The 15563-nt window shown below is 67.6% G+C and carries 14 protein-coding genes and 2 pseudogenes; 4 read left to right on the forward strand and 12 right to left on the reverse strand.

The window, feature by feature from the left end; translation table 11 throughout:
* The 8 genes and pseudogenes from C6A86_RS01875 to C6A86_RS01910 form a co-directional block, all read right to left on the reverse strand.
* The gene (locus C6A86_RS01875) at positions 1-843 is read right to left on the reverse strand and encodes a carbon-nitrogen hydrolase family protein (protein ID WP_105361905.1); all 843 of its coding nucleotides are present in this window, start codon (positions 841-843) and stop codon (positions 1-3) included.
* 9 nt (positions 844-852) lie between these two features.
* Positions 853-2274, reverse strand: coding sequence for an MSMEG_0567/sll0787 family protein (locus C6A86_RS01880; protein WP_105361904.1), 1422 nt, complete (start codon positions 2272-2274; stop codon positions 853-855).
* Entirely contained in the window at positions 2274-3329 is a 1056-nt protein-coding gene (locus C6A86_RS01885; protein ID WP_233212874.1) for an MSMEG_0568 family radical SAM protein, read from the reverse strand. The genes C6A86_RS01880 and C6A86_RS01885 overlap by 1 nt, the downstream gene beginning before the upstream one ends.
* A gap of 492 nt (positions 3330-3821) precedes the next feature.
* Positions 3822-4769, reverse strand: a pseudogene (locus tag C6A86_RS01890) (AMP-binding protein); the annotation flags it as partial.
* Positions 4770-4781: 12 nt separating this feature from the next.
* The gene (locus C6A86_RS01895; RefSeq protein ID WP_311101003.1) at positions 4782-6056 is read right to left on the reverse strand and encodes an MSMEG_0569 family flavin-dependent oxidoreductase; all 1275 of its coding nucleotides are present in this window, start codon (positions 6054-6056) and stop codon (positions 4782-4784) included.
* Complete coding sequence (locus tag C6A86_RS01900; protein WP_105361461.1) at positions 6053-6349, reverse strand: MSMEG_0570 family nitrogen starvation response protein; 297 nt, start codon at positions 6347-6349, stop codon at positions 6053-6055. The genes C6A86_RS01895 and C6A86_RS01900 overlap by 4 nt, the downstream gene beginning before the upstream one ends.
* Complete coding sequence (locus C6A86_RS01905; RefSeq protein WP_105361460.1) at positions 6342-7241, reverse strand: carbon-nitrogen hydrolase family protein; 900 nt, start codon at positions 7239-7241, stop codon at positions 6342-6344. Before C6A86_RS01905 ends, C6A86_RS01900 begins: the two co-directional genes overlap by 8 nt.
* 11 nt (positions 7242-7252) lie before the next feature.
* On the reverse strand, positions 7253-7774 hold the full coding sequence (locus C6A86_RS01910) for an MSMEG_0572/Sll0783 family nitrogen starvation response protein (protein ID WP_105361459.1): 522 nt from the start codon (positions 7772-7774) through the stop codon (positions 7253-7255).
* A 331-nt stretch (positions 7775-8105) separates the two neighbouring features.
* Between C6A86_RS01910 and C6A86_RS01915 the strand changes: the two genes are divergently transcribed.
* Positions 8106-8972, forward strand: coding sequence for a LysR family transcriptional regulator ArgP (locus C6A86_RS01915; protein ID WP_311101004.1), 867 nt, complete (start codon positions 8106-8108; stop codon positions 8970-8972).
* Here the strand turns inward: C6A86_RS01915 and C6A86_RS01920 are convergent.
* Both C6A86_RS01920 and C6A86_RS01925 read right to left on the reverse strand, forming a co-directional pair.
* Positions 8969-9885, reverse strand: a pseudogene (locus tag C6A86_RS01920) (acyl-ACP desaturase). The gene C6A86_RS01915 and the pseudogene C6A86_RS01920 overlap by 4 nt on opposite strands.
* 99 nt (positions 9886-9984) lie before the next feature.
* Entirely contained in the window at positions 9985-10941 is a 957-nt protein-coding gene (locus C6A86_RS01925) for a hypothetical protein (protein ID WP_105362447.1), read from the reverse strand.
* 230 nt (positions 10942-11171) lie between these two features.
* On the opposite strand from C6A86_RS01925, the gene C6A86_RS01930 reads away from it, so the two are divergent.
* A complete protein-coding gene (locus C6A86_RS01930) occupies positions 11172-11753 on the forward strand; it encodes a TetR/AcrR family transcriptional regulator (protein WP_105362451.1) in 582 nt (193 codons plus the stop codon).
* Here the strand turns inward: C6A86_RS01930 and C6A86_RS01935 are convergent.
* Together C6A86_RS01935 and C6A86_RS01940 are read right to left on the reverse strand one after the other, a co-directional pair.
* The gene (locus C6A86_RS01935; RefSeq protein WP_105362446.1) at positions 11743-12726 is read right to left on the reverse strand and encodes an Acg family FMN-binding oxidoreductase; all 984 of its coding nucleotides are present in this window, start codon (positions 12724-12726) and stop codon (positions 11743-11745) included. The two genes, C6A86_RS01930 and C6A86_RS01935, sit on opposite strands and share 11 nt — an antisense overlap.
* Positions 12727-12774: 48 nt before the next feature.
* The gene (locus C6A86_RS01940; protein ID WP_105362445.1) at positions 12775-13386 is read right to left on the reverse strand and encodes a TetR/AcrR family transcriptional regulator; all 612 of its coding nucleotides are present in this window, start codon (positions 13384-13386) and stop codon (positions 12775-12777) included.
* Positions 13387-13443: 57 nt separating this feature from the next.
* Between C6A86_RS01940 and C6A86_RS01945 the strand changes: the two genes are divergently transcribed.
* On the forward strand, positions 13444-14472 hold the full coding sequence (locus C6A86_RS01945; RefSeq protein WP_105362444.1) for a Rieske 2Fe-2S domain-containing protein: 1029 nt from the start codon (positions 13444-13446) through the stop codon (positions 14470-14472).
* A complete protein-coding gene (locus C6A86_RS01950; protein WP_105362443.1) occupies positions 14469-15545 on the forward strand; it encodes a dihydrodipicolinate reductase in 1077 nt (358 codons plus the stop codon). Before C6A86_RS01945 ends, C6A86_RS01950 begins: the two co-directional genes overlap by 4 nt.
* The last annotated feature ends 18 nt before the right edge of the window (positions 15546-15563 follow it).

Raw genomic sequence — 15563 nt, forward strand, 5'->3', positions numbered from 1 at the left:
TCAGCCCTGCGATCCGGCGTGATAGATGTCCGGGCGCAGCTCGGAAAGGTGATTCAACACCCTTCGGGCCCGGCTGATTTCGGCCTCCACGTCGATCTCGGCCTTGGCCAGCCCACCCTTGGAGCGGGTGTTGGCCAGGACGTCCCCACCGGGCCCGACGATCTTCGCCTGGCCGAGGAACCGCAGGTTCCCCATCACGCCGGTCTGGTTCGACGACACCAGCACCACCTGGTTCTCGGCGGCGCGCGCACAGTCGTACAGATCGAACAGCCGCGACTGGCGGTCCGCGGGCAGCCGGGATGCGCGGTCGGTGATGCTCGCGGGCCAGGCGGACAACGCCGCGATGATGTGCGCACCGTCCAGGGCCAGCGCACGGGCGGACTCGGGGAAGGTCTTGTCGTAATCGATCAGCATGCCGACCGGCCCGACCGGGGTGTCGAACGTGCTGAACCGGTCACCGGCCAGATACGTCAACGCCTCGCCGGCCGGCTGATGCACCTTGCGGTAACTACCGAGAACACCGTCGCCGGACACACAGATCGCGGCGTTGTACCGGCTGCCACCGGCGGCGGCCTCCGCGTACCCGACACATACCGTCATCGACCCCGCCGCGGCGATGACCGCGCTGATCTCGGGGCCGTCCGGGTCGAGCGCGGGCGGCGGATCGTTGGGGTCGGGGGCCCGGAAGTCCCCGATGTACCCGCCCAGGCTGGCGTCGGGCAGCACCAGGAAGTCGACGCCCTCACGGGCCGCGGATTCCACGATGCCGACCACCTTGGACACGCCACGGTCCACGTCGCGGCCGAAATGCGCCGCCACCGCGCCCAGGGTCACCGGTGCCATGCGCTCCCCTCAGGCCGGGCCGATGCCGGTGACCGGCGACGCCAAAGCGGTCGTCGTCACCCCGTCCGGCCAGCGTAGGCGTACACCTGGCGCTGCAGTCAGCGACCCGCAGTCCGCGGCCACCACACCGTCGGGCAGTTCGGCCGGGCTGCGGTGCTCACCCGCGGTCAGCATGGCGAAACCCGGAAAGCAGGTCAGCCAGGGGCCCATGTTCGCGGCGGGCGGACGCGGCACCGCGGACATGTCGAGCTCGGCGCCGGTGCCCCCGGCCTCGGCCAGCATGCCCAGCGTGCCGACGACGCCGGCCATGCTCACGTCCTTGGCGGCGCGGGGCCGCGTCGCCGCCACCAGACCGGCCATTGCGGCCAGGTCGGCGGAGCTGCGCGCGCTGGTCGAATCCCATTGTTTGCCGGTGTAACCCGGCCGCCATCCGCCGTTCAGGTCGGCGGTGAGTCGGATCCGGTCACCGGCGGTCGCACCGCCGGCCGGGACCGGATCGGTCGTGCGTCCCAGCGCCGTCACCGCCAGCGCCGCGGGTACCCCGAGTTGGGTGTGCCCGCCGAGCACCGGAACCTGCCAGGCCACCGACGCCGCGGTGATACCGCGAATCACCCGGTCCAGTACCGAACGGGTCGGCGCACCGACGGCGTCGAGCAGACCGGTCGGGCGGGCACCCATCGCCGACAGGTCGTTGATGTTCACCAGGACCGCGCACCAGCCGGCCCACTCCGGGTCGCGTTCCACCATCGACGGAATGATGGCATCGCAGGCGGCGACGAGGTCGGTCCCGGGAACCGGCGCACCGTCGTCGCCGACGAACCCGGCCGGGCCGAGTCCGCCGCGCACGGCCCGCAGCGGGGCCAGCGTGGCACCGAGAAACGATTTCGTGGCCTGGGCCAGGCCGTGAAAGGGATTGAGCGGCCAACGCATCCGCTCATGGGGCTGCCCGGCGACCACGGTCTGGCCCAGACTCGCCCAGCCCAGGGCGGTGAATCGGGACCGGTACCGGCGTTGCACGGTGGCCTCGAACCGCAACACTCCGGCCGACTCGACGTAGGCGCACGCGGCCCTGATCAGTGCGGGTCCCACCCCGGCCGAACGGATCTCGGCGGCGGTGACCAACCGGCTGCCGGTCCACCAGCCCAGATCGACCGAACCGACCGGTGCCAGCCGCACCCCGCCCACCACCGTGCCCTCGGTGTCGGTGGCCACCAGCACCACGGTGCGGGGATCGTCGTCGGTGTCATCGCGGTCGCTGCCGGTGAACAACCCCTGTTCGTCGACGAACTCCTCCTTGCGCAGCCTTCGGTAGCCGTCCAGGTCGGTCACGCTCTCGGCGCGCCGGATGAGAAACGCTGCGGGCCGCCGTGATCCGGCCAGGATGGACAGGTCTGCCGGGAATCCATGGGCACTGCTGTCGAACTTGATCATCAGGCCCCCAGCCCCTGCAGCACCGAGCAGGCCCCGCAGGACGCACACCCGGCGCGCTGGTCGGCGCCCGCCATCCCGGCAAGGGTGAGCAGCGCGGCGACCTCGCGGGACACCTTTTCGACGACGGCGGCGTCGGGTGCGCCGGCCCGGTCGATATCGACGGCCAGCGAACCCGGCTGGGGACGGAACGGCACCACGAACGGGTACACGCCCATCTCGATGAGTTCGGCTGCACCGTCGATGAGTTCGTCGGGATCCTCGCCGAGACCGACCAGCAGATAGGTCGAGACCTGATTGCGTCCGAACACCCGCACCGCCTCGCGCCAGGCCAGGTGATACTGCTGGACCGGCACCGTCGCCTTGCCCGGCATCCAGCGCCTGCGGACCTCCTCGTCGAGGGATTCGATGTGGATGCCGATGGCGTCGGCGCCCGCGTCCCGCAGTTCGGTGAGGACGGCGAGGTCGGCGGGAGGCTCGCACTGCACCTGGATTGGCAGCGCAGGCACCGCAGCCTTCACCGCCCGCACACACCGGGCCAGATGACGGGCGCCGCGGTCGGTGCCGGCCGAGGTCCCGGTGGTCATCACCATCTGTGTGATGCCGTCCAGACGCACCGCGGCCTCGGCGACCTCGGCGAGTTCGGCCGGCCGCTTGACCGCTGTGGTGGCGCCCGCGCGCAACGACTCCTCGATGGTGCAGAACCGGCAGCGCTGATCCTCGGTGTACCGGATGCAGGTCTGAACCACCGTGGTGGCGAGCACGTTTCGACCGTGCAGGCGGGCCAGCTTCTCGTACGGCACACCGTCGGCGGTGCGTAGGTCATAGAACCTGGGTCGTTCGATGACCTCGACGTCGAGTCCGGTGTCCTGACCGTCCAGCAGCACCCGGGTGCCGTCGAACACGAACGGGCTGTCCGCATTGCGGGGGATCGCGGCATTGAGACCGTCGATGACGAGGTGTCCGTCGGCGCTCGGGCCGGCACCGGCGGAGCGGCTGACGGGTGGTCGGCCACGGAAGCCGAGCAGGGCCAGGTCGACTCTGGTGGAAACCGACATAGGTGACTCCTGGGTGACGGGTGCTGCGGTGGATTGGAAGGCGCTCCGGCACACCTTGCCTGCCTGATTGCGCAGTCGACTGCGCCTGATGTGGACGACGGCGGGAATCTCGGGCGCGGAGAGCCGGCTCCGGCTGAACTCGATGAGTGCCGAGGACTCGACCTCTGCGGCGCCGATGTCGACGGTCGCGGTGAGCCCGGTCGCGGCATCCCCGGTCACCACCGCCTCCCGGACCGCAGGATGCTGGGTGAGCGCGTGTTCGACACGGGTCGGGTACACCGGGGTGCCACCGGCGTCGATGACGTCGGAAGCGCGTTCGGCGACGGTCAGGTAGCCGTCGGCGTCCAGGCAGCCCAGATCACCGAGGCTGTCCCAGCCGTCGGGGGTGCGTCGGGACTGCCCGCCCAGGTACCGGTAGGTGGGTTCGGCTCCCCGGCGCATCCAGATATGGCCGACCCCACCGGTGGGGACGGGCCTACCGTCGGCGGTCGAGATACGAACTTCGGTGCCGCCGATGGGTTTTCCGACGCTCCCCGGCCGCTGCAGCCATTCGGTGCCGGAGATCATGGTGAGCCCGTTGGATTCGCTGCCCGCGTAGACCTCGATGACGCGGTCTGCGCCGAGCCAGTCGATGAGGGCGTGCTTGTCCGCGGGTGCGCACGGTGCGCCGAGGTGCAGCACCGATGCCAATGACGGCAGATCCGCCGAGGGACGCAGGCGCACCAGCTGGTGGATATCGTGGGGGGAGAGCAGTGTCCAGCTGATGTCGTGCCGGTCGATCAGCGTGCAGAACCGGTGCTCGTCGAACGTGTCGGTGAGGACCAGCCGATGCCCGGTCAACAGGCCGCGGAACGCGTAGGTGAACTGGGCGGAGTGCCACAGCGGAGCGCTCACCAGCTGAGTGGACGCGCGCGGCAGGAACGGCGCCACCTCGCGATCCGGATCGATCAGCGCCGGCGCGGCCGCCAGGACGAGCTTCGGCCGACCGGTGCTTCCGGAGGACGCGGGCGCCTTCCAGCTGGAGGCCCAGGTGTCCGGTAGCGGCCCGGCTGCGTGAGCGCTGCGATGATCGCCCGGCAGCCAGGGGATGGAGGGATCTTCCGGCGGCGAACCCACTGCGAGTGCCGGTCGGGCCAGCCCCTCCAGGTGACGGCGTTCGTCTGCCTCCACTGCCGGCGCCCATGGGCTCGGGGTGGCGCCGGCCTTCCAGATCGCGACACACACCACGATGAACTCGATGCTGTTCGGCATGGCCACGGTGACCAGGTCGTCGCGGGCCACGCCGTGGGCCAGATACTCTCGGGCCAACCGGTTGCTCGCCGCATCGAGCTCGGCCGCGGTGACGCTGCGCCCCTCATGGTCACTGATCACCACGACCTGATCGGGGTCGGAGGCCGCGCGTGCCGCGATGACCCGGCCGAACGACTGTCGTCCCTGCATCGGTGGCCGGCCTCAGTGCCCGACCGCGAGCCGCAGCACCGACTCGTGGTAGGTGCTGATGATGGTGGCGGCGATGTGCTGGGCGTCGCGGTCGATGCCGAGAAAGCGGCCCGATCCCCAGGTGTGCATCCACGGCAGGCCCACGAAGCTCAACCCGGGTACGCCGGTGACGCCGCGGGTCTGCATGGGGCGGCCACCACCGTCGAACGCGCTGGCCTCGATCCACCGGTAGTCGGGCCGGTAGCCGATGGCCCAGATGATGGCCGCCACGTTCTCGGTGCCGAGATCCAAGGTGGTGGTTTCGGTTTCGGGGACCCAGACCGGCTCATACCGGGTGGCCGGGGGTGCGTCGATGCCGTGAGTGTCGATGTGGCGGTCGATATCGGCGCAGATCGAGTTGTAGACCGCATCGGCATGGTCGAGGGCTGCAGACAGCGTCGGGTCGAAGCGCAGGATGGCGCCGGCGCCGTCGGCCAGCGCGCCGTAGAGCTTCATGCCCTCGGTGGCGAACTGTCGCAGGTCCACATCGCGGCCGCCATCGCGGCCGGTGACGTAATGGTTGGTCTTCTCGATGGCAGCCTTCCCGCCGGGATACTGGGCGGCGGGCCTGTCATAGAGTCCCATATCCGACAGCCACGTCATGCAGTCGCGTCCGCGGTAGGTCCGGGCCACCCGCGGTGCGCTGCCCACCGCGAGGTGTACCTGCCGCCCGGCCAGGTGCAGGTCCTCGGCGATCTGGGCACCGGATTGTCCGGTGCCGACCACCAGCACCGCGCCCTCGGGCAGCTGCCCGGCATTGCGGTACTGCTCCGAATGTAGCTGCATCACCGAGTCTTTCAGCGAGTCCGCGTACGACGGGATGACCGGCAGTGGGTATCCACCCGTCGCGATGACGGCGTGGTCGCAGGTGATGGTCTCCTCACCACTCCCGGAACGGATCGTCAGTTCGAATCCACCGGCGGCAGCGTTGGCCAGTCTGGTCACCCGGGTGTGCGTGCGCACCGGCGGGTCGAATGTGTCCAGCCACCCAGAGAGCCAGGTGACGACCTGGTCGCGGGTCATGAAGCCGTCCGGGTCGGGCCCGTCGTAGTGGTATCCGGGCAGTCGGCAGTGCCAGTTGGGGGTGACCAGAGTGAAGTTGTCCCAGCGGGTATCGGCCCAGGCATGTACCGGGGTGGAGGCCTCCAGCACGACGTGCTCGATCCCGGCCCGGCCCAGATACCAGCTGACCGACAGTCCGGCCTGTCCGGCGCCGATGACGACGACGGGGACGTGCATGGTGGTCATGATTGCTCCAGTGGAGGGTGCATCGCGGTGATCTCGATGAGCGCGTCGGTCGGGAATCCGGCTGCCGCACTGGTGATCCGGTGGTTGGTCTCTGCCGCCGAGGTGCAGGCGAAGCCGAACTTGGCGCGGACCCGGTCACTGGCCTCGGTCAGTGCCCGTCCGGACAGGTCGACGAACTCGCCCACGGTGTAGCGCCCGCCGGTGTTCAGGTAGTCGTGGATGACGAGGCTGGGGGAGTAGCAGCGCTGGGTGCTGCCGTCCGGCCAGCGGACCTCGAAGGTCATCTCAGGCATGGGCGAGTTCCTGCCACTTCGCGGTGTGCGTGGCGTCGGTCGCGGTCAGCGGGCCGTACACATCGGGCCTGCGGTCGCGCAGGTGGAACATGCCGGCGCGCATCGTGCGGAACGTGGTGTCGAGGTCGACTTCTGCGACCGCCATACCGCTGTCCAGAAGCGTTGTGGCGAGGACGTTTCCTCCGGGGTCGACGACCTTGGCGTTGCCCACGTAGCGCAGCGACCCGAAGGTGCCGCTCTGATTCGACGCGATCCAGAACACCTGGTTGTCCAGGGCGCGTGCCATATCGAACAGGTTGAACCGGTAGGTCCAGCGGTCGTCCTGCAGATTCTCCGCGGTCGCGGTGCGGGCCGCCGGCCATGCCGACAGGCTGGCGATGATCTGTGCGCCGTCGAGCGCCATCATGCGGGCCGCCTCCGGAAAGGCTTTGTCGTAGCAGATCTGCAATCCGACACGGCCGATCGGTGTATCGAATACGCCGTAGCCGGAGCCCGCCGAGTAGGACATGCCCTCCCCGAGGGGTTGGTGCACCTTCCGGTAGGTGCCGTAGATCCGATCGCCGTCCAGGACGGCCGCGGTGTTGTAGCGGGTCTGTCCGTCCTCGGCGAGTTCGCAGAACCCGATCGCGATGACGAGGTCCCCGATGATCTGCTGAATCCGCGCGATTTCGGGCCCGTCGAGCCGGATGGCCGGGGGCAGTGAGCGTTTGGTTGTCTTGACGGTGTCACCGTGATTGCCGAGCGAGGACAGGTAGCCGCCCACCGCCGCCTCCGGCAGCACCATGAAGTCGACGCCCCGTTCGCGGGCCTGCGCGGTCAGCGCGGCGATGAGCGCGTAGTTCTGCTCCAGATCTCGGGTGAAGTTGGCCGAGACGGCGGCGAGTGTGGTCATGGCCGTCGGGCCTAAACCATGTAGGTGGAGTTGATGATCGCGCCCTTGCGGGCGTAGTAGATCAGCGCGTCCTGCACGTCGAGGGGGTGCGCCGGGATGACTCCCTCGATGAGGTCCTCTTCGCGCCCACCGTGCAGTCCCAGACCGAATCGGCAGCAGAACACGGTGCCGCCCTCCTTGATGAAGGTGCCCAGGGCATCGTTGATGTTCTGTTCGCCGGGGAAACCGGAGTCGCCCGTCTTCGGGAAACCGCGGGTGGCCAGGCAGTTGATGGCCCCGGGTCCGTAGAAGTACAGCGCCGACTCGAAGCCCTTACGCAGCGCCCTGGTGGCCTGCAGCACCGCGACGAAGGCGACGGAGGATTCGTGGGCGATGCCGTGCACCAGCGTGAAGTAGCTCTCCCCCGCCTCGGCCTGGTAGTCGGGGAAGATCTTGGTGCTGCCGTAGATGTTGGATCCCTTGGGCAGGGACGGGTGCGGGATCTCGGCCAGCGAGGTGGCGATGTTCTCGGCGATGGAGGAATCAAAAGACATGGGGGTCTCCGTGTTTCACGTGTCTGTCGGTCGGCGACGGTGCCGGATGCCGGGGAGGTCGGCTGGTTCCATTACAGGCGCTGCCCATTGCCGGGTGGTTAGGGATGGAATACGTCTGCGTTGCGTGCGGCTCACACCGGAAACGCCCGTGAAACATTGAATAGTGTTGTGCAGAAACAAAATTAGGACCCGGGCGGAAATCGCCGAGGTCCTGCAGCTGCCGCTGCGCCGGCGGCAATTTAGATACTACACTAATAATTAGGAGGCTATCTAACTGAGGGTTCGGTGCTGAAAATCGGTGAAGATTTTCCGATTCGATTAGCCTGATTACATGAAGCTGGACGGTCAGCAGCTGGCCGCGTTCGCCGCGGTGATCGAGCTCGGCAGCTTCGATGCCGCCGCCAAGCGGCTGCATGTCACCCCGTCCGCCGTCAGTCAGCGGATCAAGGGGCTCGAGCAGCGGGTCGGCCAGGTTCTGGTGGTCCGCGAAAAACCCTGTCGGGCAACCGCAGCCGGGGTCCCACTGCTGCGGCTGGCCGCGCAGACCGCGATCCTGGAGGCCGAGGCGCTGGCCGAGACCGCGGGTGGCTCGACCGAACGTACCCGGATCGCGCTCGCGGTCAACGCCGATTCCATGGCTACCTGGTTCAGCGCGGTGTTCGCCCGGCTGCCCGGCGTGCTGTTCGATATCCGGATCGAGGATCAGGACCATTCGGCGAAGCTGCTGCGGGAGGGCGCGGTGATGGGCGCGGTGACCACCGAACGCACTGCGGTGCCGGGGTGCCGCGTGCAGTCGCTCGGTGTGATGCGCTACGTACCGGTGGCTGTCGAGGAGTATGTCCGTGAGTACCTGCCCGGTGGATTCACCGCCGCCGCGGCTGCCGCGGCTCCGTCACTCGCGTGGAATCGAGATGATGCTCTGCAGGATAATCTGATTCGCAAGGTCTTCCACAAACCCATCGGCCGCCCGGTGCACCTCGTGCCGACCGCCGAGGGTTTCGGGGAGGCGGTGCGGGCCGGACTGGGTTGGGGCATGTACCCCGAGCAGCTCGTCAACACCGACTTCGTCCAGATCGCCGACGTGCACCTGGACGTGCCGCTGTACTGGCAGAGCTGGAAGATGGACAGCGTGCTGGTCGGCACCGTCGGCGCTGCCGTGCTGAGCGCCGCCGCTGCGCTGCGGCAGCGTGCGGGTTAGGCCGGCGCGCCGACCGTGCGGCGGGCGGCCTTCTCCTCGTAATAGCGGGCCCGTTCATCGACGGCGTCCAGGAACTGGGCGAGTTCGGTGCGGGCCTGTTCGCCGGCCGGGCCGAAATCGCTGCGCTCGAAGACTCGCCAGAAGCGCAACACTGGTTGCAGCACCTCGTCGTGGTGGATGCGCAGGTCGTAGATGCCGGCCTTGGCGATGAGGATCGAATTCTCGTGGAAGTCGGTCATGCCGGCACCGGGCATCGTGAACCCGACGACCTCATCGCGGATGGCTGCCATGGCGGCGTCCGGTGCGATGTCGAGGGCGGCCGCCATCAGGTTCCGGTAAAAGACCATGTGCAGGTTCTCGTCGGCCGCGATCCGGGCGAGCAGCTGATCGGCGATCGGGCAGCCCGAGGCCCGCCCCGTGTTGCGGTGTGACACGCGGGTGGCGAGTTCCTGGAATGACACGTAGGCCAGCGCCGCCAGCGGTGTCTTGTCGCCCGAGTCGTACCCGGCGATGGTGTGCTCCATGCGGAGTGCCTCGAGTTTGGCGGGGTCCACGCCGCGGGTCACCACCAGATAGTCGCGCAGCGCGATGCTGTGGCGTCCCTCCTCGGCGGTCCACTGACCGACCCAGGTCCCCCAGGCGCCGTCGCGCCCGAACCGGGTGGCGATCTCCCGGTGATATGAGGGCAGGTTGTCCTCGGTCAGCAGGTTGACCGTCAGCGCCGCCTTGGCCACCGGGTCCAGCGGGGAGTCCTCGGGAGCCCAGTCCTCGCCGCCGAGAAAGGCGAAATCGCGTCCCCGACTCCACGGGACGTAGTCGTGCGGGTCCCACGGCTTGACCGTGCTGAGGTGGCGCTGAGGTTCTGCTCGACGATCGGTTCCAACTCGTGCAAGACGCTGGTCTGATCCGTCATGGCCGACTCCGTTCCCTCCACACAACGAAACCTACGGTACCGTAACTTACGGTACCGTAGGTCATCGCGGAGCGAAATGGATCACACGATCCGGTTCTGCTAGCTGATGCCGACAATCTCCTGGGCGATGGCGCTCAGTCGTGACTGGGCTGCCGACACCACCCGCTGGCGGTTCTTGTGGAACTCCTCGTAGGCGATGACCACGCGGATGTCGGCCGGCTCGTCCAGTTCCTTGACCGCTGCGACGGCATCGTTGACGTTGAGCTCGTCATAGCCGGCGATGGGAAGTTCGGCCGCCTCCAGGACGCCGGTGTTGCCGCGCAGGGTGTGCAGCGCATCGGCGACCTCGTCGGCGCCCTCACGCCGGCTCACCTTCTCCGCCGCCGACAGGGCGGCGTCACGAGATGCGGACAGCGTCTTGGCCGCGATGTCGCCGGCCTGGCTGCCGCGGGCCAGTACCTCGTCGACGGCCGGGCGGGTGGAACGGACCGTGGTCAGAACCCGGTCGAAGGCGCGGGTGGCCAGCTGTCCCGGCAGGTTGGCCAGTTTGACCGCAGCACCGGCCGCGGCCTGAATCGGGGTGCGACGCAGCGCCGCAGGGCCGCCGAGGGCGTCCTCGGCGAGCACGGTGCTGAGCCAGATGACGGTTGCGCTGTGCGCCTCGATGAGCGAATCGGCGAGTTCCTGAACCTGCGTGTTACCGGCCGCGACGGCGAGCGACTTGAGGTAGCGCGCGCGGTCCACGAGGAGGTGCTCCAGGGCGAGATCGCCCAGCAGGGCCTCGGCGAACGGTTCGGCCTGCTCGGTCAATGCCTTCACCATAGCGGCGGCGCGTCCGAGGAAGGGGCCGAAGAAGGTGGGCGAACCGCCGAGTTCGCGGATGGTCGCCTCGATCAGTGCGGCGCGGGTACGGGCGTTCTCGGCGTTCTTCGTCAGTTCCTGGTGCACCGCATCGGTGCGCGCCTGGCTGGTGCGGAACTCGGCGATCTGAATCTCGGTGCTGGTCAGTTCCAGCACGGTGCGCAAGTTGGTGATGAGAGTGGTGGTGTCTGTCATGACGGGCCCCCTGAAAAGAGTTGGTGGTCATCGGCCTTGTCGGCCGTGCGGCGCGGATGCGCCCTGTGCATGGGGGCTACCCGGACCCTCGGCGCTTGACACGGAAAGCCCGGGGTATGTGGCCCAGGTCTCCTTCCCGTCCCCGCGAAAGTCCCCATTCCTTCTATGTCGGGCGTAATAATCGCTGTTCCAGGTGTAATATGACGTCTGTTATAGACAGGGTGGTCGTCATGATGGGATCCGAGCACGATGCGCGCAACCGGATGGTGACCGGTGCCGCCGACATGCTGGGGCGGCGCGGTCTGGGCGCGATGACCGTGCGGGAACTGGCCAGGCATGCCGGCGCACCGCTGGGGTCGACCTATCACTATTTTCCCGGCGGCAAGGCCCAGCTGGCCGCCGAGGCGGTCCGCTGGGCCGATGCGCACACGATGGCCGAACTGCAACGCGCCGCAGCAGCAGGTCCGGCCGCGATGCTGGATGCGTTGCTGCAATCATGGCGGGAGTCTCTGGTGGAGAGCGACTTTCAGCGTGGTTGCACCGTGCTCGCGGTTGCGGTGCAGAACTCGACTGATGACGATGACGCCGCCCCGCGGGATGCGGCGGTATTCGCGTTCAGCAATTGGACGACCATCTTGGTCAGGTCACTGCGCAACACGGGTGTGACCCACCCGGAGGCCGCCGATACGGCGACCCTGATCGTGGCCGCCGTCGAGGGGGCGGTGGCCATGAGCCGCGCCGAACGCAGCACCGACCCGCTGGCCGCGGTCGGCCGCCGGTTGCACGCGATGCTGGCCGCGCTCAGATCTTGACCCGCAGCACGTCCTGAAGCGGTCGCCTCGGCGTGGGCGGCGGCACCTCGTCGAGTTCGGGAATTCGTCCGAGTCGCACCACCACTTGCGGGTATGGCCGACCGACCAGTGCGCTGAGGATGTCGCGGCTGATGGGCACCTCGGTCAGATGACTCAGGGTGCACGAAGCGAGCCCCGCCATGGTGGCGTCGAGCAGCAGAGCGGACAGCGCCTCACCGCAGCGCAGCAGGTCGGCTCGGGTGTCGTCGAGCGCGGAGATCACCACCAGTTGAGCGGTGTCCTCGGCGACGTTCTGGCGGCGTTCGCTGTTGTGCGTGACAGGAAAGGATCGCCCGACATCGACGCGATCGGCCTCGGCGGCCGACACCAGCGAGCTGTGCGGGATCCCGTCGTTCACCTCGAAGGGTGATGTCCACCAGTCGATCTCGTGGTGATATGCCGAATCGTAGAGGCGCAGTGCGTCGGTGAGTTGCGAGGCGTCCGCGACGGCGGGCCGATCGGCGGGTGCAATGACGTCCAAGGCCACCTCGGGACCGGCGGACTCGCGCAACAGCAGCTCGAAGGACTCCCAATCGGTGGGTGCCGCCATGGGCAGGCGGTCGGTGCGCCGCCGCAGGATGGCATCGGCGCGGCGGCGATGACCATCGGTGACGGTGGGCAGCTTGCCGAAGGTGATGGTGGCCAGGTGATGGTGATCGTTCGGATTGGGGTAGCGCTCCACCCGGGCGTCCAATCCGGCCGCAGCCGTCGCGACCCGGAAGTGGTCAAGCGCTGCACCACAACTGATCACGGCCTGCCGGCCGCTGCTATCGGTGGCCACCAACCGGTCGGTGTCGACGAACAGCTGCACGCCCTCGGCCGAGATGACCCATTGCCAGGGCTGGCTGTTGTGATAGGAGGGCGCGCGGCACGCGAGGTGGACGGCGTCCTCGATGATTTTCACAGTGCCGAGCGGCGGCGATGTCGTTGCCATGGAACAAGTCTGCGGCGCTGCGGTGCCCGCGGGTAGGGCCGGAAGTCCCTAACCCTTGAGGTAGGCGACGATCGCCTTGGACAGGCCGCGCCGTGCCTCGTCGAGATCGATATAGGAACCGAGTTGACGCTCGGAGGTGATGCCACGCATCGCTCCGGGGATGAACAGCGCGACCTCGCGCACCCGTGCCGGATCCACATCCAGATCGGAGAAAGCGTGCTGGCAGTCGGTGATCCAGGTCTTCTGCCACGAGGCCAGCTCGGCCGCGGTCTGCGGATAGTGGTGTTCCAGCTCGGCCCGATCGCGCGGGAGCGCGGCGCGCAGGTTCTCGATGGCCCGGGAATCGGTGGCGCTGAGCCCGTCGTAGAGGATGTCCAGGATGCCGGTGACGCGCTGGGCCAGCGAACCGTGCGGCGCCGCGTGCGCCGGGATGGTGCCGCGGCGTTCGGCGGTGTGGCGCAGCACCGCGGCCCAGAGCCCGTCGATATCGCCGAATTGGTACTTGACCGTGCCCCAGGTGGCGCCGGCGTCCTTGGCGATGCGATTTCCCGACACCGAGCCGGGAGCCCCGGAGGCCAGCGCCTCCAGCGCGGCATCGAGCATGCTCTCGCGACTGGCCTGCCCCCGCCGGTTGGTGCGGCGCTCGGCGGCTTCGGTCACCGGATGGATGCTACGCGACTCTTGACTTTAATAGAACCCTCTGTGATTCTTGGCCGCATGGCAAAACCACCACTGTCGATGAAGCCGACGGGTTGGTTCCAGGTGGCTTGGTCGGACGAGATCGGCATCGGTGACGTACACCGGATGACCTACTTCGACCAGGAGATGATCGCCTGGCGCGCGGAGTCCGGCCGGCTGACGGTGATGCACGCCTACTGCGAACACCTCGGCGCCCACCTCGGCTACGGCGGGCAGGTGAAAGGCAAAGTGCTGCAATGCCCTTTCCATGGCTGGCAGTGGAACGACGAGGGCCGTAACGTCTGCATCCCCTACCAGGAGCGGCCCAACCGGGGCAGACGGATACGGACCTATCCGGTGGTCGAGCGCAATGCGTCGGTCTACATCTGGCATGACGTCGAGGGCCGGGAACCGTTCTTCGATGCGCCGGACATCTTTGCCGACTTCGGCGATCGCACCGAGGCTGACTACTACCCGCAGCAGCGGCTGTTCCGGCAGGGCCTGGAACTGCACCCGCAGTACGTCCTGGAGAACGGGGTGGACTTCGCCCACTTCAAGTACGTGCACCAGACGCCCATCGTGCCGGTGTTCACCCGCCACGACTTCGCCGAGCCGGTGTCCTACGTCGATTTCACCATCACTTTCGAAGGTGACGACGGACAGCAGATCGAGGACGTCAACAGCGGAGTCGAGGCCATCAACGGTGGGCTCGGTATCGCCGTCACCAAGAGCTGGGGGATGGTCGACAACCGGACCATCTCGGCGGTCACCCCGGTCGATGAGCGCACCTCCGATGTCCGTTTCATGGTCTACATCGGGCGCACGCCGGGGCGCGACGACCAACGCGCCGAGGACAAGGCCCGAGCCTTCGGCGAGGAAGTCATCCGCCAGTTCACCCAGGACATCCACATCTGGTCGCACCAGCGCTATTCGGATCCGCCCGCGCTGGCCACCGCCGAGTACGAGGGTTTCACCGCAATTCGCAAGTGGGCCATGCAGTTCTATCCAGACGGTCTCGGCGGATCTGCCGCAGACCTCGCTCGCGTACGGAAAGTAGACACACTATGACCGAGCAGATCCGCGTCTTCCAGGTCGCCACCGGCAATGTGGGTACCGAGATGATCAAACGGATTGCCGCGCATCCCGATCTGTTGCTCATCGGTCTGCACTGCTACACACCGGAGAAGGTCGGTCGCGACGCCGGTGAGATCGCCGGCCTGGCGCCCAACGGCGTGATTGCCACCGGCTCGGTCGAGGAGATCATCGCCGCCAAACCCGATGTGGTGACCTTCCACGGGGTGTTTCCCGACGAAGACCTGTATGTGCAGGTGCTCGAAGCCGGGATCAACATCGTGACCACCGCCGACTGGATCACCGGATGGCACCGGGACACCAACCATCCGCATCCGTCCGGGCGCCCGGTCAGTGAGATGCTGGCCGCGGCCGCCGCCAAGGGCGGCGCGACGTTCTACGGCACCGGGATGAATCCCGGTCTCAATCAGATTCTGGGTGTGGTGTGTTCGGCCGATGTCGCCGAGATCGAGAACGTGACCACCATCGAATCCGTGGATGTCTCGTGCCACCATTCGGCCGATACCTGGAAAGAGGTCGGCTACGGACTTCCGGTCGACGATCCGCGACTGCCCGGCATGCTGGAGAAGTACACCCGTGTCTTCGCCGACAGCGTGCTGCTGATGGCCGACTGCTTCGACGTGCAACTCGACGAGGTGAAGTTCAGCTACGAGCTCGGAGCCTGTACCAAGGATGTCGATCTGGGCTGGTACCAGTTGCCGAAGGGATCGCTGGGTGGCAACTACATCAAGTATCAGGGCCTGGTCGGCGGCGTGCCGAAGATCGAGACCCATCTGGAATGGCAGATGACCCCGCACACCGATCCGAGCTGGGATATCAAGGGCTGCTACATCACTCAGATCATGGGCGATCCCTGTGTCTACAACAAGCACATGATCTTCCCCAAGCCGGGCGTCGACCTCTCCGACCCGACCAGCTTCGCGTCGATCGGGATGACCGTGACCGGACTGCCCGCGCTCAATGCCATCGGGTCGGTGGTCGCGGCGGCCCCCGGCCTGCTCACCAGCGCGGATCTGCCCTTGCGCGGTTTCGCCGGACGGTTCACGTAGCGCGGATTCGAACCACCA

Origin of the sequence: Mycobacterium sp. ITM-2016-00316, from assembly GCF_002968335.2 — a bacterium.
GTDB lineage: Bacteria > Actinomycetota > Actinomycetes > Mycobacteriales > Mycobacteriaceae > Mycobacterium.

What these genes read in the sequence shown, in the direction of transcription:
- C6A86_RS01885 (WP_233212874.1), bottom strand. Translation starts at nt 3,329, where the DNA reads ATGTCGGTTTCCACCAGAGTCGACCTGGCCCTGCTCGGCTTCCGTGGC.
- C6A86_RS01945 (WP_105362444.1), top strand. Translation starts at nt 13,444, where the DNA reads ATGGCAAAACCACCACTGTCGATGAAGCCGACGGGTTGGTTCCAGGTG.
- C6A86_RS01910 (WP_105361459.1), bottom strand. Translation starts at nt 7,774, where the DNA reads ATGTCTTTTGATTCCTCCATCGCCGAGAACATCGCCACCTCGCTGGCC.
- C6A86_RS01900 (WP_105361461.1), bottom strand. Translation starts at nt 6,349, where the DNA reads ATGCCTGAGATGACCTTCGAGGTCCGCTGGCCGGACGGCAGCACCCAG.
- C6A86_RS01935 (WP_105362446.1), bottom strand. Translation starts at nt 12,726, where the DNA reads ATGGCAACGACATCGCCGCCGCTCGGCACTGTGAAAATCATCGAGGAC.
- C6A86_RS01950 (WP_105362443.1), top strand. Translation starts at nt 14,469, where the DNA reads ATGACCGAGCAGATCCGCGTCTTCCAGGTCGCCACCGGCAATGTGGGT.
- C6A86_RS01915 (WP_311101004.1), top strand. Translation starts at nt 8,106, where the DNA reads ATGAAGCTGGACGGTCAGCAGCTGGCCGCGTTCGCCGCGGTGATCGAG.
- C6A86_RS01930 (WP_105362451.1), top strand. Translation starts at nt 11,172, where the DNA reads ATGATGGGATCCGAGCACGATGCGCGCAACCGGATGGTGACCGGTGCC.
- C6A86_RS01895 (WP_311101003.1), bottom strand. Translation starts at nt 6,056, where the DNA reads ATGACCACCATGCACGTCCCCGTCGTCGTCATCGGCGCCGGACAGGCC.
- C6A86_RS01880 (WP_105361904.1), bottom strand. Translation starts at nt 2,274, where the DNA reads ATGATCAAGTTCGACAGCAGTGCCCATGGATTCCCGGCAGACCTGTCC.
- C6A86_RS01925 (WP_105362447.1), bottom strand. Translation starts at nt 10,941, where the DNA reads ATGACAGACACCACCACTCTCATCACCAACTTGCGCACCGTGCTGGAA.
- C6A86_RS01875 (WP_105361905.1), bottom strand. Translation starts at nt 843, where the DNA reads ATGGCACCGGTGACCCTGGGCGCGGTGGCGGCGCATTTCGGCCGCGAC.
- C6A86_RS01905 (WP_105361460.1), bottom strand. Translation starts at nt 7,241, where the DNA reads ATGACCACACTCGCCGCCGTCTCGGCCAACTTCACCCGAGATCTGGAG.